The sequence below is a fragment of the Mesorhizobium sp. M1066 genome (genome assembly GCF_040318635.1).
GTDB lineage: Bacteria > Pseudomonadota > Alphaproteobacteria > Rhizobiales > Rhizobiaceae > Mesorhizobium.
The window spans coordinates 68,571-90,968 of the sequence record NZ_JAMYMR010000007.1; the positions used below are offsets into that span (position 1 = coordinate 68,571).

Annotated in this window: 18 protein-coding genes; 3 read left to right on the plus strand and 15 right to left on the minus strand. The window is 63.4% G+C overall.

What is annotated here, in order from left to right:
• Nucleotides 1–20: 20 nt before the first annotated feature.
• On the plus strand, nucleotides 21–1,379 hold the full coding sequence (locus NKH52_RS12615) for a trimethylamine monooxygenase (RefSeq protein ID WP_352735737.1): 1,359 nt from the start codon (nucleotides 21–23) through the stop codon (nucleotides 1,377–1,379).
• 11 nt (nucleotides 1,380–1,390) lie between these two features.
• Here the strand turns inward: NKH52_RS12615 and NKH52_RS12620 are convergent, their stop codons facing one another.
• The 6 genes from NKH52_RS12620 to NKH52_RS12645 all read right to left on the minus strand — a co-directional run bounded on the left by NKH52_RS12620 (nucleotide 1,391) and on the right by NKH52_RS12645 (nucleotide 9,313).
• Nucleotides 1,391–3,373, minus strand: a complete 1,983-nt coding sequence (locus NKH52_RS12620) for an ABC transporter permease (RefSeq protein WP_352735736.1) — start codon at nucleotides 3,371–3,373, stop codon at nucleotides 1,391–1,393.
• Complete coding sequence (locus tag NKH52_RS12625; RefSeq protein WP_352735735.1) at nucleotides 3,370–4,455, minus strand: quaternary amine ABC transporter ATP-binding protein; 1,086 nt, start codon at nucleotides 4,453–4,455, stop codon at nucleotides 3,370–3,372. The genes NKH52_RS12620 and NKH52_RS12625 overlap by 4 nt, the downstream gene beginning before the upstream one ends.
• A gap of 77 nt (nucleotides 4,456–4,532) precedes the next feature.
• Nucleotides 4,533–5,507 (minus strand): ABC transporter substrate-binding protein, encoded by a 975-nt coding sequence (locus NKH52_RS12630; RefSeq protein ID WP_352735734.1) that lies wholly within the window; start codon nucleotides 5,505–5,507, stop codon nucleotides 4,533–4,535.
• Nucleotides 5,508–5,926: 419 nt separating this feature from the next.
• Entirely contained in the window at nucleotides 5,927–6,691 is a 765-nt protein-coding gene (locus NKH52_RS12635; protein ID WP_352735733.1) for an SDR family oxidoreductase, read from the minus strand.
• A gap of 79 nt (nucleotides 6,692–6,770) precedes the next feature.
• A complete protein-coding gene (locus NKH52_RS12640) occupies nucleotides 6,771–7,640 on the minus strand; it encodes a DUF427 domain-containing protein (RefSeq protein ID WP_502908022.1) in 870 nt (289 codons plus the stop codon).
• A gap of 17 nt (nucleotides 7,641–7,657) precedes the next feature.
• The gene (locus NKH52_RS12645) at nucleotides 7,658–9,313 is read right to left on the minus strand and encodes an ABC transporter substrate-binding protein (RefSeq protein WP_352735732.1); all 1,656 of its coding nucleotides are present in this window, start codon (nucleotides 9,311–9,313) and stop codon (nucleotides 7,658–7,660) included.
• Between the two features lie 113 nt (nucleotides 9,314–9,426).
• Here NKH52_RS12645 and NKH52_RS12650 point away from each other — a divergent pair, with 113 nt between their 5' ends.
• The gene (locus NKH52_RS12650) at nucleotides 9,427–10,329 is read left to right on the plus strand and encodes a LysR family transcriptional regulator (protein WP_352735731.1); all 903 of its coding nucleotides are present in this window, start codon (nucleotides 9,427–9,429) and stop codon (nucleotides 10,327–10,329) included.
• 26 nt (nucleotides 10,330–10,355) lie between these two features.
• On the opposite strand, the gene NKH52_RS12655 is transcribed toward NKH52_RS12650, so the two are convergent.
• The 8 genes from NKH52_RS12655 to NKH52_RS12690 all read right to left on the minus strand — a co-directional run bounded on the left by NKH52_RS12655 (nucleotide 10,356) and on the right by NKH52_RS12690 (nucleotide 20,182).
• A complete protein-coding gene (locus NKH52_RS12655; RefSeq protein WP_352735730.1) occupies nucleotides 10,356–12,398 on the minus strand; it encodes a dipeptide ABC transporter ATP-binding protein in 2,043 nt (680 codons plus the stop codon).
• Nucleotides 12,391–13,269 (minus strand): ABC transporter permease, encoded by an 879-nt coding sequence (locus tag NKH52_RS12660; protein WP_352735729.1) that lies wholly within the window; start codon nucleotides 13,267–13,269, stop codon nucleotides 12,391–12,393. Before NKH52_RS12660 ends, NKH52_RS12655 begins: the two co-directional genes overlap by 8 nt.
• Complete coding sequence (locus NKH52_RS12665; RefSeq protein WP_502908023.1) at nucleotides 13,266–14,156, minus strand: ABC transporter permease; 891 nt, start codon at nucleotides 14,154–14,156, stop codon at nucleotides 13,266–13,268. Before NKH52_RS12665 ends, NKH52_RS12660 begins: the two co-directional genes overlap by 4 nt.
• Before the next feature lie 195 nt (nucleotides 14,157–14,351).
• A complete protein-coding gene (locus NKH52_RS12670) occupies nucleotides 14,352–16,016 on the minus strand; it encodes an ABC transporter substrate-binding protein (protein WP_352735728.1) in 1,665 nt (554 codons plus the stop codon).
• Nucleotides 16,017–16,266: 250 nt separating this feature from the next.
• Entirely contained in the window at nucleotides 16,267–17,451 is a 1,185-nt protein-coding gene (locus NKH52_RS12675; RefSeq protein WP_352735727.1) for a mandelate racemase/muconate lactonizing enzyme family protein, read from the minus strand.
• Nucleotide 17,452: 1 nt separating this feature from the next.
• On the minus strand, nucleotides 17,453–18,559 hold the full coding sequence (locus NKH52_RS12680) for a mandelate racemase/muconate lactonizing enzyme family protein (protein ID WP_352735726.1): 1,107 nt from the start codon (nucleotides 18,557–18,559) through the stop codon (nucleotides 17,453–17,455).
• A gap of 35 nt (nucleotides 18,560–18,594) precedes the next feature.
• A complete protein-coding gene (locus NKH52_RS12685) occupies nucleotides 18,595–19,287 on the minus strand; it encodes a GntR family transcriptional regulator (RefSeq protein ID WP_352735725.1) in 693 nt (230 codons plus the stop codon).
• A gap of 106 nt (nucleotides 19,288–19,393) precedes the next feature.
• Complete coding sequence (locus tag NKH52_RS12690; RefSeq protein ID WP_352735724.1) at nucleotides 19,394–20,182, minus strand: HalD/BesD family halogenase; 789 nt, start codon at nucleotides 20,180–20,182, stop codon at nucleotides 19,394–19,396.
• A gap of 102 nt (nucleotides 20,183–20,284) precedes the next feature.
• Here NKH52_RS12690 and NKH52_RS12695 point away from each other — a divergent pair, with 102 nt between their 5' ends.
• On the plus strand, nucleotides 20,285–21,217 hold the full coding sequence (locus NKH52_RS12695) for a LysR substrate-binding domain-containing protein (protein WP_352967112.1): 933 nt from the start codon (nucleotides 20,285–20,287) through the stop codon (nucleotides 21,215–21,217).
• Between the two features lie 22 nt (nucleotides 21,218–21,239).
• On the opposite strand, the gene NKH52_RS12700 is transcribed toward NKH52_RS12695, so the two are convergent.
• Nucleotides 21,240–22,391: an efflux RND transporter periplasmic adaptor subunit gene (locus NKH52_RS12700; protein WP_352736765.1), complete on the minus strand. Its 1,152-nt coding sequence runs from the start codon at nucleotides 22,389–22,391 to the stop codon at nucleotides 21,240–21,242.
• Nucleotides 22,392–22,398 lie beyond the last annotated feature (7 nt).

The following is a 22,398-nucleotide window of genomic DNA, read 5'->3' on the forward strand; positions in this document are numbered from 1 at the left end:
TTCAGATCGGGAGGCCTGCCATGAAAAGTCGCGTTGCCGTCATCGGAGCCGGCCCGTCCGGCCTGGCACAGCTCAGGGCTTTCAAGTCGGCGGCCGACAAGGGCGCCGACATTCCCGAAATCGTCTGCTTCGAAAAGCAGTCGGACTGGGGCGGCCTGTGGAACTATACCTGGCGCACCGGCCTTGACGAGCATGGCGATCCGGTGCACGGCTCGATGTACCGCTACCTCTGGTCGAACGGACCGAAGGAATGCCTGGAATTCGCCGACTACACATTCGAGGAGCATTTCGGCCGGCCGATCGGCTCCTACCCGCCGCGTGCCGTGCTGTGGGACTACATCAAGGGCCGCGTCGAGAAGTCAGGCCTGCGCAAATGGGTGCGCTTCAACAGCCCGGTGCGCATGGTCACCTTCTCGGACGAGACGAAGAAATTCACCGTCACCGCGCACGACCGCACCAACGACGTCACCTATTCGGAAGAGTTCGACAATGTCGTCGTCGCTTCCGGGCATTTCTCGGTGCCCAACGTGCCCTATTTCGAGGGCTTCTCCACCTTCAACGGCCGCATCCTGCACAGCCACGATTTCCGCGACGCGATGGAGTTCAAGGGCAAGGATATATTGATCATCGGCCGCTCCTATTCGGCCGAGGACATCGGTTCGCAATGTTACAAATACGGCGCCAAATCGATCACCTCCAGCTACCGCTCGAAGCCGATGGGCTTCAAATGGCCGGACAATTGGAAAGAGGTGCCGCTGCTGCAGAAGGTCGTCGGCAAGACCGCGCATTTCAAGGATGGCACCACCAGGGATGTCGACGCCATCATCCTGTGCACCGGCTATCTGCATTCCTTCCCGTTCCTCACCGAGGAACTGAAGCTCAAGACCGCCAACCGTATGTGGCCGGACGGGCTCTATGAGGGCGTCGTCTGGGAGAAGAACCCGAAACTGTCCTTCATCGGCATGCAGGACCAGTTCTACACCTTCAACATGTTCGACGCGCAGGCCTGGTTCGCCCGCGACGTCATCATGGGCCGCATCAAGCTGCCGTCCGCCGAGGCGATGGCCGAGCACGGCGCAAAGTGGCGCGCACGTGAGGAGACGTTGGAAGACGCCGAGCAGATGATCTGGTTCCAGGGCGACTACACCAAGGAATTGATGGACCAGACCGACTACCCCGGCTTCGACGTCGAGGCGGTCAACCAGACCTTCATGGAATGGGAGCACCACAAGGCGGAGAACATCATGGGCTTCCGCGACCACGCCTACCGCTCGCTGATGACCGGCACCATGGCGCCGCTGCACCATACGCCGTGGCTGCAGGCGCTGGACGATTCGATGGAGAGCTATCTCGAGATGAAGGGCGTCGCGGCGGAGTAGGGCGGCGCCTGCTATCCCAGCCTCGCCCTGGCCTTCGCCGTCCAGGCGCCGAACAGTCGGTCGGCGACGATGCCGATGAAGGCGATGGCCAAGCCCGCGACGATGCCGCGGCCGGAATCGGCCTTGGACAGCGCGATGAACACCTCCTGGCCGAGATCGCGCGTGCCGACCATGGCGCAAATGATGATCATCGCCAGCGCCATCAGGATCGTCTGGTTGACGCCGAGCATGATCTCCGGCAGCGCCAGCGGCAACTGCACGCGAAAGAATGTCTGGCGCGGCGTGCAGCCCGACACCTTTGCCGCCTCGATCAGCGCCGGCGGCACCTGCCTGATGCCGTGATTGGTGTAGCGGATCGCCGGCACCACAGCGAAGGCTACCGTTGCGATCATCGCGGTGACGTCGCCGACCCTGAACAGCATCACCACCGGGATGATGAAGCAAAAGGATGGCAGCACCTGCAGCGTGTCGATGATGGGCGTGACGATCTTCTCGAAGCGGTCGCTGCGCGAGGCCATAAGCCCGATGGGGATGCCGATCAGGCAGGCAATTAAGGCAGAGATGCCGCAGAGATAGACCGTCGCCATGGTCTTTTCCCACAGGCCGGTGATGGCGCAGAAGGCGGTCAGTGCGGCTACCAACGCGGCCAGACGCAGGCCGGAGAGCTGATAGCCGGCGAGGCCGAGCAGGAACACCGCGCCCAGCCACGGAAACCCTTCGCAGAAGGCGCGCAGCGGGTTCAGAACATTGAGGATGAGCGCCACGCGAAACGCCTCGATCGTGTCGAAGAAGTTGATCGTCACCCAGTTCACCGCCGCTTTCCACAGCGGCGCCGTGGTGAAGGTGATCGCTTTCGGCACCACTGCCAAGGCCGGCACGAACAGGCCGAGCAGCGTTGTCACCACAAGGATGGCTATGGCCAGTGTCAGATTGGGGTAGCGCCGCCAGAGGCCGAGGCTTGCCTCCTGATGGACATGGCCCTTTGCTTGGCTGTGCGCGATGGCCTGGCTCAGCCGGTCGAGCGCGATGGCGAGCGCGACGATGGCAAGGCCGGCTTCCATCGCTTCGCCGACCTTCAGCGCGCGCAGTGCCAGGAGCACATCATAGCCGAGGCCACCGGCGCCGATCATCGAGGCGATGATCACCATGTTCAGCGCCAGCATGATCACCTGGTTGACGCCGACCATCAGCGTCGGCCGCGCCGAGGGCAAAAGCACCCGCCACAGTTTCTGTCGCGCCGTACAGCCGGCCATTTCGCTGAAATCGTCGATCTCGGACGGCACCCGCGACAGGCCCAGCATCGTCGCCCGCACCATCGGCGGCGTGGCGAAGATGGCGGTCGCGATCATCGCCGAGACCGGGCTGTTGCCGAACAGCAGCAGCATCGGGATCAGGTAGGCGAAGGTCGGGATCGTCTGCATCAGGTCAAGGGCAGGGGAGACGACAAGCCTTTCCGCCCACGGCTTGCGCCATGCCCAGATGCCGGCGAACAGCCCGGTGACGATGCAGAACGGCACCGCGATGGAAATCAGCGCCAGCGTCAGCATGGCGCTGGTCCATTGGCCGAACAGGGCGATGTAGAGGAAGCAGCCGCCGACCAGCAGGCTGAGTTTTCTGCCGCCAACGGCATGACCGGCGAGGAAGGCGGCGGCGCAGACGCCGACCCAGGACAGGCGCGGCAGGACATAGGCGTCAGCGCCGTGGCCGACCTTGAAATTCTTGGCCAGCAGATTGAGCGCGAAATCGAGGGGAACGCCGAGCACCGCGGTGATCGAGCGCGTTAACCAGGACAGGTTCGACTTGATCCAGCGCATCAGCGCGCTGACCCAATCGGCGACCGGCACGACGGCGCTTGCCGGATAGTTGACGGCCCAGGGCAGGCGGTCCTGCAGCAGGAACACGACAAGCACGGCGGCAAGCGCTGCCGCCCAGATCAGCAGCCATACCTGAATCGGCCGTGGCCTTGCCTCGCTGGCGCTTGCTGTCACCGTCATGCGCCGGCCCTCGAGCGATCGATGCCGGCCAGCAAATCGATCACCGCTTGCGGCGTCACCTCGCCGATCGGCTTGCCGGTGCCGTTGACCACCGCGAACGGCTTGTTGGCGGCAACGATACCGGCCGAGAAGCTGGCGATCTTGGCATCCGGGGCAACGGTGCCGCCATGTTCCGAGCCGTCGCAGGCGCGCATCAGGCTGCGTGCTGAAATCACCTTGGCGCGGTCGACGTCCCGAGTGAACTCGGCGACATAGTCGGTCGCCGGATTGACCACCAACTCCTCCGGCGTGCCGATCTGGATGACCTCGCCATCCTTCATGATGGCGATGCGGTCGGCCAGCCTGATCGCCTCGTCGAAATCATGGGTGATGAAGACGATGGTCTTGTGCAGCATGGTCTGCAGCCGCATCAGCTCATCCTGCATCTCGCGGCGGATCAGCGGGTCGAGCGCCGAGAACGGCTCGTCGAGGAACCAGATTTCCGGTTTTGTCGCCAGGCTGCGGGCGATGCCGACACGCTGCTGCTGGCCGCCGGAGAGTTCGCGCGGATAGAAATGCTCGCGGCCGCGCAGGCCGACAAGTTCGATGACCTCGCGCGCCCGTGCCTCGCGTGTCGGCCGGTCCTGCCCCTGAATGCTGAGCGGGAAGGCGATGTTCTCCAGCACGTTGAGATGCGGCAGCAGGGCAAAATTCTGGAACACCATGCCCATGCGGTGTCGTCGCAACTCGATCAGCGCTGCATCCGAAATCTTCAGGAGATCCTTGCCCTCGAATTCGACCTTGCCGTGGGTCGGCTCGACCAGCCTCGACATGCAGCGCACCAGCGTCGACTTGCCGGAGCCCGACAGGCCCATGATGATGAAAATCTCGCCCTGGCGGATTTCGAGGTCGACGGCGCGCACCGCGCCGACCAGCCCGGCGGCGGTGACGTCGGCCATGCTGGCCTTGCCGTCGCGTTCGCGGATGAAATTGGCCGCGTTCGATCCGAACAGCTTCCAGACATTGCGGCAGGCAAGCTTTATCGGGCGGGCATCTTTTGGCGTGCCCGCCCCAATGGACCCCTGTTCAGTCTTGTCCGTCATTCAAACGTCCTTCTGGAACATCAACAAGTGAGGCCCGGCTGATCAGGCAGCCGGGTCTCATTTTCCAGTTGGAACGATCACTGCGCCCAGGCTTTCCAGTCTGCCTCATGGGCAGCGATCCAGGCGGCCGCGACATCTTCCGGCGTCTTGCCGCCGAGATCGATCTCGCCGCTCATCTTGTTGAGTTCGTCGGTGTCGACCGTGTAGGCCTTGGCCACCTTGTAAGCGACCGGCCATTTGTCCTTCATGCCGGCCCAGGAGTACTTCCAGATCTCGCCATGCGGCTTGCCGCAATCATATTTGGCGTCGGGGTTGGTGCCCCATTTCGGGTCGTTGTAGCATTCGGGCGTGTATTCGGGGAATTCAACCCATTCACCCTTGTACTTGGCCGGCGCCCAGTGCGGCGAGTAGATCCACAGCATGATCGGCGCCTTGCGCTGATAGGCGGAATCCAGCTCCGCGAACATCGCCGCGTCGGTGCCGGCATGGATGACGGTGAAGGGCAGTTTCAGTGCCTCGACGCGCTCGTCGTCAAAGCCTTCCCATGTCACCGGACCACCGAGATAGCGCCCCTTCGGTGCGGTCTCGGCCGTCGAGAAGGCTTCGGCGCATTTCGGGTCCTTCAGCGCTTCCCAATTGGGTAGGCCGGGGCACTTCTCCTTCATGTATTCGGGAAACCACCATTCTTCCTTGGCCTTCGGGCCGAGCTTGCCCAGCCGTTCGGTCTGGCCTGTCGCATCGGAGGCCTTCATGGCCTCGCCGGCGGTCGTGTCCCAGAATTCCATGCCGACATCGAGATCGCCATTGGTGAGGCCTGTGGTCAGGCTGGAGAGGTAGTCGGCCGTCGGATACTCGACGGTGTAGCCGAGCTTTTCCAGGATGCCGCCGAGGATCTTGGCGTTCAGGTTGACGCTGGTCCAGTCGAACAGCGCGATCTTGATCGGGTCGTTGGATTCCGGCGCGGCTGCGTAAGCCGGTGATGTAAGCGCACTTGCGGCGGCAAGCGCGAAGGCTCCCATTGTTAAGTTCGAAATCACACTGCGAAGTGACATGCTTGTTCTCCTTCAAGCTGTGAAAATTATCGTTCGTTCCCTTCTTGCGGCTTTTCTTGATTGTGTTGGAAAGGCTGGTCTTTGCGCAAGGCCGTCGGCGCCAAATTGTTGCCCCGGCTTTGGCCAGCGCAGGCAAGATGGTGCTCAATTCTGGTGATGATGGGATAGGACTGCAGTGTCAGCGTCATGGCTGCCGACGGATCGCTGCGGGAGCGGTCATCTGCGGATCGATTGCCAGTCCTGCGGCGCCCTGCAAGGTGCGAGCCATCAAGGTCCTATGATCTCGGCTACCCGCCTGGTAAGCCCCACCTCGCCAAGGCCGTTTCACAGGATGAAATTATATATACCAAGGTTCATGTCGCGCAACGACTAACGCTTCGCGAGACGTACAAATTCAGACTGCAGGCGAAGCTGAGCTCTTACCAGCAGACGTAGCCGCCATCGACAATCAGGTCGAGGCCGGTGACGAAGCTCGCTGCGCGGCTGGCCAGGAACACCGTCGGCCCGACCATTTCCTCCGGCGCCGCCATGCGCCCCATCGGCGTGTCGCGCTTGAAGATCTTCACTTCTTCCGCCACCTCCGGCCGCTTGTTCATCGGCGTCAGCGTGTAACCGGGACTAACCACATTGACGCGCAAGCCGCGATCGGCCCACTCCATGGCGAAGCTCTTCGACATGTGGATGACGGCGGCCTTCGAAGAGTTGTAGTGCGCCTGCGTCAGGCCCCGGTTGACGATGGTGCCGGACATCGAGGCGATGTTGATGATCGAGCCCTTGCGTCGCGCCAGCATCTTGCGGGCTTCGGCCTGACAGGAGAGGAAGACACCGGCGACATTGACCTCGTGCACCTTCCGCCATGTCTCCAGCGGCATCGTCTCGGCGGGCTCGGAGCCGGCAATGCCGGCATTGTTGACGGCGACTGTCAGCGCACCGAGTTCGGCCTCGATGCGATCGATCGCCGCCGCGAGATCGCTCTGCGACGTCACCGTGCCGGTCAGCACCAGCGCCTTGCGGCCGAGTGCCGCGATCCGGTGCGCGGTCTCGTCCAGCCCACCCTTCGATGTATGGCCGAAACAGGCGACGTCGGCACCTGCCTCGGCGAGCCCGATCGCGATTGCCTGGCCGATGCCGCTACCGGCGCCGGTGACCAGCGCGACATCGCCATCCAGCTTGAAAAGATCCATCGAGTGCCCTCCCTGCCTCGGAGAGGGTATGGCTGAGCCGTGTTTCGATCAAGCGCCCGCGCGCAGGCGGCGTCGATGCTCAGAAATAACCGCTCGACGCGGCCGTGGCTTCCTTCGGGATTTCGACGCCGTCGACCAGGATCTTGTCGACCAGTTCGTGGTGGAAGCAGACCAGCCCCTTGATGCGCTCTGCCTCGTGCACCGGTTCCGGATAATGCCAGACGAGGTTCTCGTGACGTTTGGCCTTCGTCGTCACGTGATAATAGCTGGAGATGCCCTTGTAAGGACAGCGCGAGATGTAGCGGCTGGGCGCGAACATATCGAGCCGCGTGTCGGCGATCGGCAGATAGTGGCGCACCGGATGGCCGGTCTCGAACAGGAACACGCCGCGGCGTGAATCGGCGACCTGTTCGCCGTCGAGGATGACCTGCACGCGCCGCGACGACGGGAGGCAGTCGACCCGGCGGAACGGATCGCGGGCATGGACGAAGATCTCCTCGTCCTCCTCGAACCAGTGGCCTATCTTGCTCCAGGTGAACGACATGTAGTCCGATATCGGCGGACAGCCCTTCACCGGATCGAGATAGCGCCAGGCCGCGTCCTCGACCAGCGTGATGCCGGTGTTGAGCGAGTAGTGGGTGGCTGTGCCCTTGAATGGGTCCTCCGTCGTCGTCTTGCTCGGCAGCAGGAATTCCTCGCGAACGTCGCCGATCGGGAAATAGTAGACCGGCAGGTGGTCGGATTCGTAGAACACCAGCGCGTTGGTCGTATCGGCCACGGTCATCGACCCCACCTGCACACGCAGGCGCTTCTGCGTGGGCATGGTGAAGGCTACATAGCCCGGCTCGAATTCGTACTGCACGATGGTGTCGAGCAAGGGAAAATGCGGCCCACGGCCGCGCAGATGGGGCTTGCGAATGGTAGTCTCCCGTTTCGTTTCTTTTGTCATCGGGCGTTGCCGCACGATCAGCTCAAGGACACGCGATCGAGCAGCAGGCCGGCGGCGATCGGCGGCAAGCCGCTGACATTCTTGCGCACCGGCACCAGCAGATCGGGGAAATAGCTGAAGATGACAGGCGTCTCGTCGAGCAGCAGTTTCTGGATCTCGGAGGCGGCACTGCGCTGCGCGCCGACGTCGAGCGCCTTGAGATAGCTGGTGACCATGCCGTCATAGGCCGGGCTCTTGAAATGCGCCGCGTTCCACGGGCCGTCGCTGACCAGCGGGCTCTTCAGGAAGACGTTCGGCACGCTGCGATGCGCGTAGTCGGTGATGCCAAGCGGGCTATCTAGCCAGTCCGACTGGCCGAACACCGCCTTGCCGTAATATTTGTCCTGGTCCTCAATGTTGAGCGAGATGCGCGCGCCGATCTCCTTGGCGAAGTTCTGGAACAGCTGCGCATAGCCGGGAATGTCGGAATAGCGCAGCGTGGTCAGCGTGATGTCGAAGCCGCTGGCGAGGCCCGCCGCCTCCAGCAACTGCTTGGCTTTGGCGATATCCTGGACACGCTGCGGCACCGACTTGTCGGTCGCCGGGAAAGCCGGCGCGAACGGGCTATCATTGCCGGTCGCGGCCATGCCGCGGCAGAGGCCGTCGACCAGCTTCGAACGATCGATGCACAGCGCCAGCGCCTGGCGCACGCGCTTGTCGGTGAACGGGCCGGTGTCGCAGCGCATGTGAAGCTGGCGGTGCGCGGTCGAAGCGACACGCAACACGATGATATCAGGGCTGTTCAGCACCACCTGGCTGACATCGAGCGGAACAGCATCGAGAATGTCGACCTCGCCGGCCTGCAGCGCCAGGATGCGCGGTTGCACGTCACCGTAGAACTTGAACTCGAGCCGGTCGGGCAGCGCTTTCTCACCCCAATAGTCTGGGTTGCGGATGAAGGTCGCGCCGACCTTCGGCGTGTAGGTCTCCAGCCGGAACGGCCCGGTGCCTTCAAACGTCTTTTCGTAGTCGCCCTTGTAGCTCGCCGGCAGGATGACGGCGTTATAGTTGTCGATCGACACCGAATAGGGAAAGCTGCCATTCGGCGCATCGAGATGGAAGGCGACGGTGTGGTCGTCGACCTTCTGGGTGCCGCCCTTCGACAGCAGCCCCTTGAACACCGACAGCGCGTTGGAGGCACCGTTGGGGTCGGCCAGCCGATCGAAGGTTGCGACGACGTCGTCGGCCTTGAAGTCCTCGCCATTGTGGAATTTCACGCCCTTGCGCAGCTTGAAGGTCCAGATGCTGCCGTCCTCGTTCGGCGCCCAGCTCTCCGCCAGCACCGGCTTCAAGGTGAGGTCCGGCTGCGTGACGCAGAGAAATTCGGCGGTCTGGAAAACCAGCTGGTAGCTGCCACTGTCATAGTATGTGACGGGATCGATGGCGCCGCCCGGCGTCGCCACGCCGGCGCGCACCGTGCCGCCCGGCTTGCCCTCGGCGCGGGCCTGCTGTGTACCGAAGCCGGCCGCCGCGACGAGGCTGCCCAGGAACGGCACGGAGAGGCCGAGCACGCTGCCATGGCGCAGGAAGTCGCGCCGGCCCATCCTGCCGGCCAGCAATTCGTCGACAGCGGAATTTTCGATTGCAGTGAGTGTTCTGCGAGCGTTGTCGATCATCCGGAAATGCTTGGGCATGGCTGGATTCCTCGCTTGTCTTGGGGTTCAGTCATCTAGTTCATTGTTGACTGCCGCCGGAAAGCGATATTTTTTGATAGGGGTCATCGAAATTTTCGATGCGAGAGGTGGGCATGGACACTGAGAATCTGCGCAGCTTTCTCGAAGTCGCCACCCATGGCAGCTTCACCGTCGCGGCCAGCCGGCTCAACCTCGCCCAGTCCACGGTCAGTGCGCGGATCAGGGGACTGGAGGATCAGTTGGGACGCCGGCTGTTCGTGCGTGACCGTGATGGCGTCACGCTGACGCCGGCCGGCCGGCAGTTCCTGCCGCATGCCTCTTCCATCACCCGCACCTGGGAGCAATCGAGACAGGACATTGCCGTTCCCGATGGCTACGAGACCTTGCTGCGGCTGACCGCGCCGGCCTATCTCTGGGACCGCATCACCTCGCCATGGGTCGAGTGGATGCGCGCCAGGCGGCCGAACGTGGCGCTGCGGCTTGAAGGCAGTTTCCCGGATCTGGCGATCGACCAGCTGGCAGAAGGCCTGCTCGACATCTGCATCCTCTATCTTCCGCGACCGCATCCCGGCATTGTCTACGAGACGCTGGCCGTCGATCAGGTCGTGCTCGTCCAGCACGCCGCACAGACCAAGCCGTGGACCGAAAACTACATCCTGATGGACTGGGGACTGGAATTCCGCATCGAGCACGACCGCGCCTTTGCCGGCATGGTCAAGCCGGCCATTTCGGCCGGGCTGGTCTTCATCGGGCTGCAGCACGTGCAGTCGCGGCAGGCCGCCGCCTATCTGCCGCTCAGCGCCGTCAGCGGCCATATCGAGCGCGGCGAGATGCGGCGCATCGACAACACGCCGGTATTCCAGCGGCCGATCTACCTCGCCTATCCCTCAAACCCCGTCTCGTCCGATGTTCTGGATGTCGCGCTTACCGGCCTGCGCACGCTGGCCAGGGACTGGGCCGAAGGGGAGGGCTTTTCGGAAGGTGATCGTGCTCTCAGCATGGCGGGCCAGATCTGACTGGCTAAGCCACGCGAGCGACAGCGCTATGCCAGCTCTGGCGCGATCGCCCTCTGCAGCCTTGCCAGCTCGGCGTAAGGAATGTGGCAGCGGATGGAATGGCCGGGCTGGGCCTCGCTGAGCGGCGGCTCCTGCTGCTCGCAGATCGGGCCGATCTTGCGCGGGCAGCGCGTATGGAACACGCAGCCAGACGGTGGGTTGGTGGCGCTGGGGATCTCGCCGTCGAGACGAATGCGTGCCGTATCGATCTGGTCGAGTTTGGGCACGGCCGACAGCAGCGCTTCGGTATAGGGGTGATGCGGCCCGGAAAAGACGTCTTCGGACGGTCCGAGTTCCATGATGCGGCCGAGATAGAGCACGGCGATCTTGTCGGAGAGGTAACGCACCACGGCAAGGTCGTGCGAGATGAAGATGTAGCTGACGTCTTCCTTCGACTGCAGGTCGGCGAGCAGATTGAGGATCGCAGCCTGCACCGAGACGTCGAGTGCCGAGGTCGGCTCGTCGCACACCACGATGCGCGGATCGCCGGCGAAGGCGCGCGCGATGGCGACGCGCTGCTTCAGGCCGCCGGAGAGCTGGCGCGGCTTGACCGCAAGATGGCGGTCGGTGAGCCGGACCGAGCGGACGAGGTCGTTGAGACGAGCCTCCAGCGCCTTGCCGGAGAGGCCGGCCAATCGCTTCAGCGCGCGGCCGATCAGGTGGCGGATCGAATGCGAGCGGTTGAGTGCGGAGTCCGGATTCTGGAAGACGATCTGCATCGCCTTGATCTGGTCGTCGCTGCGGTTCTCCAGCCTGGGCGCCAGCGCCTTGCCCTCGAGCTCGATGGTGCCGCCGTCGTCGGGCGGCACCAGGCCGAGCAGCAGCCTGGCGAAGGTCGTCTTGCCGCTGCCGGATTCGCCGACCAGCCCGAGCGTCTCGCCGGGCCGCAGGTCGAGCGACACATCCTTGACGGCGCGCAGCGCGTGGCCATGGCTGGCATAGGTCTTGTTCAGCCCCGCGACCCGCAGCACCGGTGCGGCTGTCGCCTTTGGTGCTACCGCTACATCGCTGGGTGTCGTGCGTGGCAGCGCCTGCGCCTTGTCGTGATAGTGGCAGCGTGACAAGCGCCTCCCGCGTTCGTCACTCAGATCATAGAGCGGCGGCAATTCGGTGCGGCAACGGTCGTCGGCGAGCGCGCAGCGGTCGGCGAAGGCGCAGCCCTTGATGTCAGCCCCGATGCCCGGCAAAAAACCCGGAATGGTATCGAGCCGGCCCTGATCCTTGCGTTGGCCGCCGCGCGGCAGGCAGCGCAGCAGCGCGACTGTATAGGGATGGCGCGGATCGTTGAACACGACCTCCGTCGGCCCTTCCTCGACCAGCATGCCGGCATAGAGCACGCCGACCCGGTCGCACATGTTGGAAACGACCGCGAGGTTGTGGCTGATGAACAGGATAGAGGCCGACAGTTCCTGCCTGAGCTGTGCGATCAGGTCGAGCACTTCGGCCTCCACCGTCGCATCGAGGCCGGTGGTCGGCTCGTCGAGGATCAGCATCGAGGGATCGTTGGCCAGCGCCATGGCGATAGCCACGCGTTGCTGCATGCCGCCGGAAAGCTGGTGCGGGTAACGCTGCATGACGCTGACGGGATCGGAGATGCGCACGCGGTTCAGCATCGCAATCGCCCGGTCGGTAGCCGCTTGTCCCGAAATGCCGCCGAGTTCAAAAATCTCGGTCAGTTGGCGGCCGACGCGGATCGATGGGTTCAGCGCCTTGCCAGGGTCCTGATAGACCATGGAGACGCTTTCCGCGCGCGCCCGCCTGAGCGCCTCGGCGTCCAGCTTCATCACATTCTGGCCATCGAGGGAGATGGCGCCGCCGGTGATCGAACCGTTTCTAGGAAGATAACGCACGACAGTGAGCGCCACTGTCGACTTGCCGCAACCGGATTCGCCGACCAACCCATAGGCTTCGCCCTGGCCGATGGTGAGGCTGAGGTTGCGCAGCACGGCGCGATTGCGGCCGGCGACGCGGTAGGCAACCGAAAGATCGGTGAGTTCGAGTGCGTTTTCGGCCTTGGCGGAGTTAGTCATTGAGCGCTCCGTGAACGCCGTCGGCCGCCAGATTGACGCCGATCACCAGCGAAGCGATGGCGAGCGCATCGAACAGCACGGTCCACCAGAAGCCGCCGCCGATCATGCCGTAATTGTTGGAGATCGACAGCCCCCAGTCGGGCGAGGGCGGCTGGATGCCAAAGCCCATGAAGGAGAGCGTGGCGACGGCGAAAATGGCATAGCCGAGCCGCACGGTGGTTTCGACCAGGATCGGCGGGATGACGTTGGGCAGGATCTCGACGAACATCGTATGCAGTGCACTTTCATGCCGAAGCTGTGCGGCGGCGACATAGTCGAGCTCGCGCTCGGCCATCACCGCCGAGCGCACTGTGCGCGCGATGATCGGCGCGAAGCTCAAGCCGATGACGACGATGACGGTCGTCTTCGAGGTGCCGAGCGCCACGATCGCCAGCAGCGCAACGATGACCACCGGGATCGCCATGAAGGCTTCCAGGATGCGGCTGACGACATCGTCGACGAGGCCGCGAAAATATCCGGTCAACAACCCAAGCGCCGTGCCGGCCACTGTCGCCAGCAAGGTTGCCAGCGGTGCGACGGTCAGGATGTCGCGCGAACCGACGATGACGCGCGAGAAGACGTCGCGGCCGATCTGGTCGGTGCCGAACCAGTGTTCGGAAGAGGGCGGCGCCAGCGCGTTGATGATGTCGTCCGCAAGCGGATCATAAGGTGCGAAATGCTCGCCGAACAGCGCACAGGCGACCCAGAACAGCACGATGGCGAAACCGACAAGGAATGTTCGCGAGCGCAACAGCGAGAAAAAGACCTCCGCCAGCGGGCCGCGCCGGCGCGTGTCGTCTGGTGTCGGAGAGCTGGTTTGGACGGCGCTCATAGATCTGACCCCAGACGGATACGCGGATTGAGCACGGAATAGAGGAAGTCGGCGACAAGGGTGGCCACGGCATAGACGATGCCGATGGTGAGGATGCCCGACTCCAGCATCGGGAAATCCTTGCCGCGCGCGGCGGTGAAGATCAGCGACCCGATTCCCTGATAGCGAAACAGCGTTTCGATGACGACAAGGCCGCCGATGAGGTAGCCGGTCTGCGTCGCGATGACAGTGATGGTCGGCAGCAGCGCGTTGCGCAGCACATGCCGCCAGATCACCGTGCGCCAGGGCAGGCCCTTCAGCACGGCCGTTCGCGTGTAGTCGGAATCGAGCGCCTCGATCATGCCGGAGCGTGCCATGCGGGCGATGTAGCCGAACAGCACCAGGAACAGCGGCAGCGAGGGCAGGATCAGGTAATAGAGCTGCGTGAAGAAGCCGGCATCGCGCGGCCATGCGGCCGAGATCGGCAGCCAGCGCAGCCACACGCCGAAGATCAGGATCAGGATGATGCCGGTGACGAATTCCGGCAGCACCGTCACCGACAGGCCGCCGAGGCTGATGATGCGGTCGAGCGGGCGGTTGAGATTGAGTGCTGCAACGACGCCGCCGAGGATGCCGATCGGCACCACCAGAACGAAGGCGACCGCCGCCAGCTTCATTGAGTTGCCCAGTGCATCGATGACGAAGGGCGCGACCGGTGAGCGGAAGATGTAGGACGTGCCCATGTCGCCCTGGACGAAATTGGAGATCCAGCTCCAATACTGCGCCAGCAGCGGACGATCGACACCGAGCGTCTGATTGAGCGTGTCGACCGCGCGCTGGTCTGCGAACGGACCCAATATTGCGCGCCCGACATTACCGGGCAGCACCTGGCCGCCCAGGAACACCATGATGCTGAGCAGGAACAGCGTGACGAGCGACAGCGAGACACGCCGGACAAGGAAGGAGAGAATGGCTAGGACTCCTTGTGGAGCCAGCCCCCATGCGGGAGCTGGCTGTTAGAGGATTGGCTTTCCCTTCTGAGCATGATCCCGAAAAGTGGGTACCGGTTTTCGGAAAAGATCATGCTCCAACAACGAGTTTGCTCAGGCCTTCGATGCCTTATCGAGGAACAGCTGCGACATGGCGGTCGGCTGTACGCCGGCCACGCCCTTCGCCGTCGCCGTCAGATAGTCGTAGAAATAGCCGAAGATGACAGGCGTTTCCTCAAGCAGCAGCTTCTGGATCTTGCCGGCGTCCGCCTTCTGCGCCTCGAGGTCGAGGGCTGCGATGTAGCTGGTCGCCAGCGCATCATAGTCCTTGTTCTTGAAGTGTGCCGCGTTCCAGGTGCCTTCGCTCTTCAGCGGGGCCGCGAGGTACACGTTCGGCACGCCGCGGTGGCCGTAGTCGGTGATGCCCATCACCGAATCCAGCCAGTTCGACTTGCCGAACACCGCGTCTCCGTAATAGCCGCTCTGGTCGAGGATATTGAGGTCGAGTTGAACACCGATCTCCTTGACCCAGTTCTGGATGAGCTGGGCGTATTCAGGGATTTCCAGGTAGCGTTCGGTGGTCAGGGTTATCTTGAAGCCCTGGCCAAGGCCGGCTGCTTCCATGAGCTGCTTGGCCTGGGCGATATCCTGCTTGCGTTGCGGCACGCTCGTATCGGTCGAAGGATAGACGGCGGCGAATGGGCTGTCATTGCCCAGAGCGGAGCGTCCCTTCATGAGGCCGGCGGCCAGCTTGTCGCGATCGAGGCAGAGCGCAATGGCACGGCGCACGCGCGCATCCTTCAACGGGCCCTCGTCGCAGCGCATGTGCAGTTGCTGATGGGCCGACGACTTCAGGCTGATGATGTCGACGTTCGGATCGTTGAGCAGAGCGACGCCGGCCAGCACCGGCATCTGGTTGATGATGTCGACCTGGCCGCCCTGCAGCGCCAGGATCTGCGGCTGCATGTCGGTGAAGAAGGTGAACTCGGTGCGTTCCGGCAGCGCCTTCGGCCCCCAATAGTCCTCGTTGCGGACGAAGGACGCACCGACCTTTGCCGTGTATTTCTCTATTTTGAACGGCCCGGTGCCGTCGAAGCTCTTCTCGTAGTCGCCCTTGTAGCTCGCCGGGATGATGACGGCGTTGTAATTGTCGGACGACAGCATGTAGGGGAAGTTGCCGTTCGGCGCATCGAGGTGGAATTCCACCGTGTAGTCGTCGACCTTCTTCGAGGCGCCCTTCTGCAGGATGCCGGTGAACACCGACAGCGCGTTGGACGAATTGGCCGGATCGGCAAGGCGGTCGATGCTGGCCACGACATCGTCGGCTCTCATCTCGCCGCCGCTGTGGAATTTTACGCCTTTGCGCAGCTTGAAGGTCCAAACGGTACCGTTGTCGTTCGGCTTCCAGCTTTCGGCAAGCGCCGGCTGCAGAACGAGGTCGGGGCCGTCGACGCACAGGAACTCGGCAACCTGCTGCATGACCAGCAGGCCCCCTGCGTCAGCGATGGTGACCGGGTCGATGGTTGCCGCTGGCACGCTGCTGGCGACGCGGATGGTGGCGCCGGGCGCGCCTTGGGCGCGCGCCAGCGATGGCATGCCGCTGAGGCCGGCTGCCATGCCGATGCGGCCCAGCAGCGGCAGCGACAGGCCAAGCAGGCTGCCGTGGCGGACGAAGTCGCGGCGGCTGACCCTGCCGTCGACAAGGCCGTCGATCAGGTGATTTTCAAGCGGCGAGCGATTGCGCCGGATCAGGTCGAGAATGCTGTAATTCTTGCTCATGGGTTTTTACCCTTTCCCCTGTTTCTTATGGTTGACGAAATTTCGTGGATTGCTCCATTTTGCGGTCGCCAGAGAGGCCTGTCGACCGGAACCTTAGCATGCGGTTTTGTCCGGTCCATCCAGTCGTGGCGTGGACGCGCCGGATTGCTGGCTGCACTGCTTCCATCGTCTTTGTCCAACCTTCCCGGCCGAAGTCGCGGTGGTTGGCTTCTCGCCTCTTGGCCGCCTTGTCGTGGCCGCTTGCCGTCATCTAGTTCAGCGGCAAACGGCGATAGGTTCCGGGCTTTGCCGGGTCATGATACTTGTTGCACGGTCCTTTCTCGGTAAAGTCTCTGTGACAGGCAGCGAGGTTTTCGCGCGACAAGGTGACGCCGAGACCGGGACCTTCCGGAACGCTCACGAAATTGTTTCTCGGCGAAAACGGCCCTCCCTCGGTGACATCCATCGGCAGCATGCGAAACAGCGACTGGTTAGGCTCCCTGATCCAGCCGAGTGCCGCGCACAGGTGCAGATAGGCGGCACTGCCGATGCCGCTGTCGCCGCTGTAGCACCAGAAATCGATGCCGGCGTGCTCGCAGGCGCCGACGAAGCGCAGCAGCCGGCCTATGCCGCCATGCGTCGTCGGGTTGCCGACGAACGCGTCCGGAACCTTGGTTTCCATGGCGCGCGCAATGTCGATGTTGTGGGTCGAGAACGGGATCGAGCAATGGCGCCGCAATTCGCGCATCTCCTCGATGGTTGCCACCGGGTCCTCCCAGTTGCGCACGCCGAGGTCTTCCAGCGGCCGCGCTAGGCGACGCGCGGTGCTGAGCGAATAGGCCTGGTTGGAATCGATGCGGATCATCGCATCGTCGCCTAGTTTGCGGCGAATCAGTTCGACCATCCTGAGCGAGACTTTCGGGTCCTCGGTCGAGAACTTGCCCTCGAAGAAGGTCGTTCCAAAAGTCTCGTGCAATTCGACGCAATAATCGGCGACCTCTTCCGGTGTCGTCTCGCCCTTTACCTTTGGCCCGTCGCCGCGCAGCGAAAAATAGTCGGTGAACGGGATGTCTTTGCGCACGGCGCCGCCAAGCAACTGGTAGAGCGGCTGGTTCCACGCCTTGCCGCGCAGGTCCCACAAAGCCATCTCGATGGCGCCGAAAGCCATGATGCGGGTACGGTCGTTGATCGACTGCACGCCGGTCCAAAAGGGCAGGCAGACATGTTCGGCGCCGGCAATGTCGAAGGCATCGCGGCCGACCAGCCGTGGTGCCAGGACATCGTTGATGCTCGCGGCCGCCGCTGGCGTCGGCGCTTCGCCGAGGCCGATCAGGCCATCCTCGGTCTCCACTTCGACAATGGTCGGCGAAAACCCGTCGAGTTCGCCGAACACCCAGGCATAGGGTGCTTCGAGGCGCAGATTGATCGGCGTGGCTTTGATGCTGCGGATTTTCATCTCAGCGGCCGACTTCGAAGAAAGGCTTGCCCAGCAGATCGGGAACGACGTCGATACCGAGGCCCGGTCCGTCCGGAATGCCCATGCGGCTGCCGGTGACCGGTGGCATGTTCGACGCCGTGCGCACCGTCACCCACTCATGGAAGGCAATCGCATGCAGGCGGCGCTCTTCCGGCGTCGACAACGACAGATGCGCCATGGCCGCGGTGTCGATCTCGGCGCCGCCCGTGTCCTCGACCGTGATCATGAAGCCGAGGTCGACGGCAACGTCGCGGATCTGGCGCGTCTTCGTCACGCCGCCAAGGCGCGAGATCTTCAGCGTTAGCCCGTCGGCCGCGCCCTGGCGGTGGATTTCCAGCATCGCCTCGAGCGAGGTGACGGATTCGTCGAGCACCATCGGTTTGTCGAGCATGCGGCGAACCGACATGTTCTCGTCGATCGTCGTGCAGGGCTGCTCGAACGTGTAGTCGATGGCGCGCGTGGCGTCGGCGAACTGGCGCGCCTGATAGGGCGTCCAGCCGGCATTGGCGTCGCAGAAGATGACCGTGCCTTTCGGCACCGAAGCGGCGACCGCGGTGACGCGTTCGATGTCGTCATGGACATTGCCGCCGACCTTGACCTGCAGCCGGTGGAAGCCGTCCTTGACGATGCGCTTGGCAAGTGCTGCCATGGCGTCGACGCTGCCGTGCGTGACGACCTTGTAGAGTTCTGCGGTGTCGCTTTCCTTGCCGCCAAGCAGCGTGACTAGCGGCACGTCGGCGGCGCGCGCCGCCAGATCCCAGCAGGCCATGTCTAGCGCCGACTTGATGTAGGGATGACCCTTGAACACCGTGTCCATCAGCCGGCCGATGCTGGCTAGTCCGCGCGGATCATGGCCGATCAGATGCGGCGCGATCTCGACCACGCCGGCGCGAACGCCGGCCGGGAAGGCTGCCGAGTAAAAATTGCCGAGCGGCGCCATCTCGCCCCAGCCGGTGATGCCGCTGTCTGATGCAATGGACACGATCACCGCGTCGAAGGCGTCGGCCTCGCGCCCCTTCGACATGCGGTATGGCCCGTCCACGAAGGGCTGCACGACATGGTAGGCCTTGATGGTTTCGATCTGCACGTGTCTTGTCCGCTGTCTGTGATGTTGGGAACGGGTCAGGCGCCCCTCGACGGGCGTTGTTCGAGGCCGCGCGCGTAGGCAAGCAACTCCTCGAAATCGAGATCGATGTGCTCCCTGGCATGGCGCTGGGCGGCACGCATGTCCTTGCCCTTCAGCAACCGCACATAGGTTTCGTGAACGTCTTCGGCCGGAACCGGCTCATTGCGGGCATGTTGGTGGAGCGCAAAATACATCTGCAGCCGGCTGGTCAGCCGTTGCCAGGTTTCCAGCAGCACCGAATTGTCGGCCCATTCGTAGATCAGGCCATGCAGTTGCAGCGCGGTTTCGATTTGGCGTGTCGTGTCCAACGCACGGGTCGCCTGCTTCACGGCTTCGTGGCGCCGGTCGAGCTCGTCGAAGAAGCGCTGGTCGCGCAGCGGCCACGCCCGCTCGATGGCCAGCTCGTCCATCACCTTGTTGAACGAATAGGCATCGTCGATGTCATTGGCTGTGACCTCGATGACAAAGGTGCCGGCATAGGGAATGCTGGTCAGGATGCCTTCCTGCACCAGCTCGCGCATTGCCTCGCGCAACGGCGCGCGGCTGACCCGCATCTGTTCGGAAATCCGCAGCTCGTTGAGCTTCTGGCCGGGTGCGAGCTGCCCGGTCAGGATCGCGCGCCGCAACAGCGCGACGATCTCGGCGCGGCGCGTCGTGTCCGCGATCGGACTGAAATCCGCTTTCGCCATTCGGCCACTCCCAGGGAAATCGAAAGCAAGACAAGCAGATTGTCGACAATCTAACAAGAGGTCATCTTCGGATTCTTGGGGCCGCTGGCATATTGCCTCTTCGGTCTCAGGCGGCGCGGCCGTAGAAGCCGACGCGCTCCTCGGCGCTGAACATCACGCCGGGCTTCTCATAGTAGGAAAACACCGCGATCATGCGCTCTCGCTCGCCTTCGACGGTGGTGACGCGATGCGCGGTGTTCTTGCCACGGAAGACATTCAGTGTGCCCGGTTTCATGCACAGGATCTTGGAATCGGGGTCGCGCCCTTCCAGCAGCCTTGCGACGCCGTCATAGTTGGGATTGTCGTCCGACCTCAGATCGGTGCGGTATTCGAGGTCGCCGCCACGCTCCGCTGCCTGCAACAACAGCGTCGTCGTGAATTCGGAACGATCGAAATGCCAGTTCAAAGCCTCGCCAGCGCGATAGGCCATGACGTTGGTTCGCGCCAGCGGATCCTGCATCACATGCAGTCTGGTCTTGCCCATCGTCGCTGCCAGGAAGCGCAAAAGCGGTTCGTATTCGTAGATGGCGAGCACCACGCTGCCCGGAATCTGGTCGGCACAGACGGTGTGGCTTATGGTCTCGACCTTGCGCAAAGCGGGGTGATCGGGCGCCAGTTCGGGAATGTCCGGCTTGAAGTAGATGTTGTGCATCCGCTTGTGCACATGCGACCGCGCGGCCATGACCGGCTGGATTTCCCGCACGGCTTTTTCAGCCACGCTGGGGCGCAAAAACCCTTCGAGATTGAACATGCCGTCGGCTTCGAGCGCAGTGAGGGATTGTTCGACGAGGCGCTGCCATTCGGCGCTGCCTTCGCGGTCGAGCGGATAGCGGTCGAGATCGAGGATGTCTTTCATGGTCACAGGCTCCAAGGTTCGGAGCACAGAAGACGGCAAAAAAATCTTTCTCTCAACGGAGAAAATAATTAGGATTGAACAAGAAAAACTTACGGACTCGATGTGGAACGGTTGCCGCCGCTGAATGCGATCAAGGCTTTCGAGGTTGCGGCGCGTGCCGGCAGCTTCACTTTGGCCGCCTCTGAACTCGGCGTATCGTCGGCGGCGGTCAGCCAGCAGATCCGCAACCTCGAGAGCTGGTTCGGCAAACAGCTGTTTGTGCGTAGCGGCAATCGCATCGCGCTCACCGACGCCGGCCACGCCATCTATCCGCAGACAGCGAAAGCTTTGGGAGACATCGCCGCCATAGGCCAGCGCATGCTGGAGGGCGGGGTGCGGACGCGTCTGGTCGTCAGTGTGCCATTCTCGTTGGCCGAACTGTGGCTGGCGCCGAGGCTGGCGGTACTTCTCGATGCCTTTCCGCAGATGGCGATCGACGTTCGGGTCGAGGACGATCCGGTCGACCTGATGCGCCAGAACATCGATCTGCGCATCAGCTATGGCGACTATCACTATCCCGGGCTGAAACTTGTTCGTCTCGTCCATGACGATGTCCTGCCGGTCTGTGCACCGGAATTCTGGCACCGGCACGGCAATGGTGATCCCAGTCTGGCGGATTTGCACGAGAGCCAGTTCATCCACACCAATTGGGGGCCGAACTATGCCTCGCACCCGACCTGGGCGGACTGGTTCGCGGCATCCGGCGGCAGTCGCTCGCCCGACCCGTCGCACGGGCGCCGCGTCGGCCTGTCCAGCCTTGCGATCGCCTCGGCAAGGCTCGGCCTGGGCATCGCGCTTGGCCAGCGGGTCATGGCGCGCGCCGATCTGGAGGCCGGTCGGCTGATTGCGCTCTCCTCCGTCTCGGTGCGCCTCGGGCATCCCTACTGTGCATTCATGCCGCCGGCCAAGGCCGACCGCGCCGATGTTGCCGGTCTGGTGGAACTGCTCAGTCGAGCGGCGCCCGCGACCTGTGGGAAGGTCGGGGCGCCGCGCTGAAGCCGGGTCCTGACGGGGGTGTTCAGGTGGCCGGCTTTTCCGGTATCGGCGATACAGGCGCTCCGGGTCCGATCTTCTGGAGGTTGCCCGTGATCACCTGGTCGCCCTCGGCGACGCCGCTGAGGATGGCGACCTGATCGCCGCTCGTCGGTCCGAGCGAAACCAGCCGCTGGTCGACGGTGTTGCCCTTGCCGACGACATAGAGATATTTGCCGAGCTGGCTCGAGCCCAGCGCCGTCTGCGGCACCATGAGCGCGTCGGCCTGCTCTCTCACATGCAGCCGAACACGAACATATTGGCCGGGCAGCAGCGTGAACTTGCCGTTACCGATCGTTGCGCGCGCCGTGATCGTGCCGGTCGAGCGGTCGACCGAATTGTCGATGAAGGTAAGCTCGCCCTTTTGGCTGGCCTCGGTCTGGCCGGGGAGCAGCACCTCCACTTCGATCGGGCCGTTCGCACGGGCTTGCTCGATCTCGGCCAGATCCGTCTCGCTCGGGTTGAAGGTGACGTAGATCGGATCGAGTTGCACCAGCGTGTTCAGCACGGTGCCGGCAACGCTGACCAGCGTTCCGACCGAAGCCTGGTTGCGGCCGAGACGCCCGGCAAACGGCGCCCGGATTTCGGCATAGCCCAGATTGAGTTCGGCCGTGCGGACCGCCGCCTGGTTGACCGCCAGCGACGCCTGCGCTTCGCGCAAGGTGCTGGTGCGCTGGTCGAAGCCGTCCTTGGCGAGGTAGCCGCTCTTGGCGAGCTCGGTGCCGCGACCGAGATTGGACCGGGCATAGTCGAGCGTCGCCGTGTCGCGCTGCACTTGCGCCTTGGCCTGGTCGAGAGCCGCCTGGAAGTCGTCAGGCGAGATCTTGTAGAGAAGGTCGCCTTGCCGGACGTCGACGCCGTCGGCTGCGGTCTGCTCCTGCAGATAGCCCGGAATCCTGGCCTGCAAGGTAATGCTGCGGATCGGTTCCGTCCGCGCGGCATAGTCCAGGTAGATCGGGATCGTCTTCTTGACGACACTGACCACCGGCACAGGCATGACGAATGCCGCCGGAGCAGGCGTCGCCGCGGCCGTGCCGGCATTGAGGCTGAGGTTGCCCATGTCGAGCAGATGGACGCTGGCCACCGAGATCGCTCCCAGCGCGACAGCCGTTCCCAACGCGATTTTCCATTTACGCATGATCAGT

Coding starts and splice junctions, on each gene's coding strand:
- NKH52_RS12615 (WP_352735737.1), top strand. CDS start 21: ATGAAAAGTCGCGTTGCCGTCATCGGAGCCGGCCCGTCCGGCCTGGCA.
- NKH52_RS12620 (WP_352735736.1), bottom strand. CDS start 3,373: ATGACGGTGACAGCAAGCGCCAGCGAGGCAAGGCCACGGCCGATTCAG.
- NKH52_RS12625 (WP_352735735.1), bottom strand. CDS start 4,455: ATGACGGACAAGACTGAACAGGGGTCCATTGGGGCGGGCACGCCAAAA.
- NKH52_RS12630 (WP_352735734.1), bottom strand. CDS start 5,507: ATGTCACTTCGCAGTGTGATTTCGAACTTAACAATGGGAGCCTTCGCG.
- NKH52_RS12635 (WP_352735733.1), bottom strand. CDS start 6,691: ATGGATCTTTTCAAGCTGGATGGCGATGTCGCGCTGGTCACCGGCGCC.
- NKH52_RS12640 (WP_502908022.1), bottom strand. CDS start 7,640: ATGACAAAAGAAACGAAACGGGAGACTACCATTCGCAAGCCCCATCTG.
- NKH52_RS12645 (WP_352735732.1), bottom strand. CDS start 9,313: ATGCCCAAGCATTTCCGGATGATCGACAACGCTCGCAGAACACTCACT.
- NKH52_RS12650 (WP_352735731.1), top strand. CDS start 9,427: ATGGACACTGAGAATCTGCGCAGCTTTCTCGAAGTCGCCACCCATGGC.
- NKH52_RS12655 (WP_352735730.1), bottom strand. CDS start 12,398: ATGACTAACTCCGCCAAGGCCGAAAACGCACTCGAACTCACCGATCTT.
- NKH52_RS12660 (WP_352735729.1), bottom strand. CDS start 13,269: ATGAGCGCCGTCCAAACCAGCTCTCCGACACCAGACGACACGCGCCGG.
- NKH52_RS12665 (WP_502908023.1), bottom strand. CDS start 14,156: ATGGTGTTCCTGGGCGGCCAGGTGCTGCCCGGTAATGTCGGGCGCGCA.
- NKH52_RS12670 (WP_352735728.1), bottom strand. CDS start 16,016: ATGAGCAAGAATTACAGCATTCTCGACCTGATCCGGCGCAATCGCTCG.
- NKH52_RS12675 (WP_352735727.1), bottom strand. CDS start 17,451: ATGAAAATCCGCAGCATCAAAGCCACGCCGATCAATCTGCGCCTCGAA.
- NKH52_RS12685 (WP_352735725.1), bottom strand. CDS start 19,287: ATGGCGAAAGCGGATTTCAGTCCGATCGCGGACACGACGCGCCGCGCC.
- NKH52_RS12690 (WP_352735724.1), bottom strand. CDS start 20,182: ATGAAAGACATCCTCGATCTCGACCGCTATCCGCTCGACCGCGAAGGC.
- NKH52_RS12700 (WP_352736765.1), bottom strand. CDS start 22,391: ATGCGTAAATGGAAAATCGCGTTGGGAACGGCTGTCGCGCTGGGAGCG.